We start from the raw sequence: 1,712 nt of genomic DNA on the forward strand, positions 1-1,712 counted from the left end.
CTGCTCACGCTGGCGCCGGCACTTGTCGTGTTCTTCCTTCCCGCCTGGCGGGGTACCGGAGCGTCAATCGGTCAACACGCGATGCGGCTCATCCCGGAGTGGAAGGGCAAGGATTCGTGGGGTCGCATAACGCACCCCGCGAAGACCAGGGACGCTAGAGCAGCCGGCGCTCCGCCGCCCAGCGGGTGAGCTCGTGCCGGGATGAGAGCTGCAGCTTCCGCAGCACCGCTGACACGTGGGTCTCGACTGTCTTGATGGAAATGAACAACTCCTTCGCGACCTCCTTGTAGCTGTAACCGCGGGCGATCAGCCGCATCACTTCGAGTTCCCGGGCGGACAGCCGGTCGAGTTCGCTCTCGGCGGCCGCTACCGCTGCGGTGCCGAACGCATCGAGCACAAAGCCGGCGAGCCGCGGCGAGAACACTGCATCGCCTGACGCCACGCGCAGCACCGCGTTGGAGATGTCAGCGCCCGTGATGGTCTTGGTGACATATCCGCGGGCGCCTGCCCGGATGACGGTGACTACGTCTTCGGCGGAATCGGACACGCTGAGCGCCAGGAACCGCGTGGTCTGGCGGACGTCACCGCATCCTGCGATCACCTCAGCGCCTCCCCCGCCTTTGCCTCCCGGCAGATGAACATCGAGGAGGACTACCTGCGGCTGCTGTTCCAGGATGACCGCGATGGCCTCCTCCACCGTGGCTGCCTCACCGACAACCCGGACACGGCCGTCGAGATCCGCCTTCACACCGGACCGGAAAATGGCGTGGTCATCAACAACGACGACGGTGATCGGCTCAGTCATGCGGAGCTCCTGCTTCCTCTTCGGGCATGGTCAGTTGAACTTCCGTTCCCGCTTCCGAGCTTCGGATCCGCGCGGTACCTCCGTGGCGCTGCATGCGGTTGATGATCGACTCACGGATGCCCAACCGATCGGCCGGAACCGCTTCCGGATCAAAACCGGCACCGCGGTCGCGGACAAACACCTGCGAGACAGCAGTCCCGGCCTCAAGATAGACGGAGACAGCGCCGCCCGCATGCTTGGCTGCATTGAGGATGGCCTCGCGGGTTGCCTGCACCAAGGCATCCTGGCGCGGAGTCATGGGTGCCTCTCCCACGGAGACGACGTCGACGGGATGCCCGTATTCCTCTTCCACCTCCGCTGCAACCGCCTTGACGCGGTCCGCGAGGTTCCCGGTCCGCTCCGCCGTATCTGCGTAGAGCCACCGACGCAGTTCCCGTTCCTGTGCCCGCGCGAGCCGGATGACATCCTGCTCGGAGGCTGCACGGTTCTGGATCAGTGCCAGCGTCTGCAGCACGGAGTCATGGAGGTGGGCCGCGATTTCCGCGCGCTGGGTTTCACGGACACGCGCCGACCGCTCAGCCTCAAGGTCCTTCCAGAACTTCAGGCCCCACGGCGCCAGTACCAGCCCTACACCGCCGAGCACCGCTGCCGTGGCCAGCAGCACCGGCCAGGTGAACTCCCAGGACAGCGACCCGGAAACAAGAATCAACAGGCCGACCATCACCAGTACCAGGCCCGCAGCCAGCCGTGCCACACCTTCAGCCCGGGTGGCCCCCGCGTTATCCATCAGCCGGGCGCGGCGGGTTTCGTCGAGCTGGGACCACGCGAGAACGGCGCCAAGGGCCACCGCGCCGACCGGTACCAGCCAGCCCCACTGGACGGTCACCCCGAGCTGCTGGGCCACGAA

The 1,712-nt window shown here is 66.3% G+C and carries 3 protein-coding genes; 1 reads left to right on the forward strand and 2 read right to left on the reverse strand.

Going from position 1 to position 1,712, the window contains the following annotated elements; genetic code table 11:
* Positions 1-189 (forward strand): hypothetical protein (locus tag P4U43_RS17845; RefSeq protein ID WP_277359940.1); only part of this gene is annotated, 189 nt, incomplete at its 5' end.
* On the opposite strand, the gene P4U43_RS17850 is transcribed toward P4U43_RS17845, so the two are convergent.
* Together P4U43_RS17850 and P4U43_RS17855 are read right to left on the reverse strand one after the other, a co-directional pair.
* Positions 155-805 (reverse strand): LuxR C-terminal-related transcriptional regulator, encoded by a 651-nt coding sequence (locus P4U43_RS17850; RefSeq protein WP_056543963.1) that lies wholly within the window; start codon positions 803-805, stop codon positions 155-157. The genes P4U43_RS17845 and P4U43_RS17850 overlap by 35 nt on opposite strands.
* Positions 798-1,712 (reverse strand): sensor histidine kinase (locus P4U43_RS17855; RefSeq protein ID WP_277359941.1); only part of this gene is annotated, 915 nt, incomplete at its 5' end. The genes P4U43_RS17855 and P4U43_RS17850, both read right to left, overlap by 8 nt.

The organism is Arthrobacter vasquezii (assembly GCF_029455255.1).
GTDB classification, from domain to species: Bacteria; Actinomycetota; Actinomycetes; order Actinomycetales; family Micrococcaceae; genus Arthrobacter_D; species Arthrobacter_D parietis.